1 pseudogene is annotated in these 331 nt (G+C 41.4%); it reads left to right on the top strand.

Annotated elements, in window-relative coordinates:
* Nucleotides 1-331: pseudogene (locus KTG12_RS22405) on the top strand (hypothetical protein); the annotation flags it as partial.

Raw genomic sequence — 331 nt, 5'->3', positions numbered from 1 at the left:
TTTACACAATCCTATAAAGGTCAATATAGCCCGTTGGTGGAATTGAACTATATGGTGCTGTACGGCTTGTTCGGCTATGATCCGTTTTGGTTTCATTTGATGAGCATTGTCTGGCATTGTGGATGTATCACGTTACTTTTTTTCTTGATTCTCCGTTTGTTGGAGATGTCCGACCAATCCGGATCTCGTCAAAGTTTGCAGATGGCTGCATTGACAGCCTTCCTTTTTGCCATCCATCCGGTGAATGTAGAATCCATTGCTTGGATCAGTGCAGTAAAGGTTCCGATGTATGTATTTTTTTATTTGTCAGCCTTGTTGTTGTATCTTCGTT

This window comes from Parabacteroides sp. MSK.9.14, assembly GCF_019041495.1.
Classification (GTDB): domain Bacteria; phylum Bacteroidota; class Bacteroidia; order Bacteroidales; family Tannerellaceae; genus Parabacteroides; species Parabacteroides merdae.
This window is presented reverse-complemented; position numbering and strand designations above follow the sequence as displayed.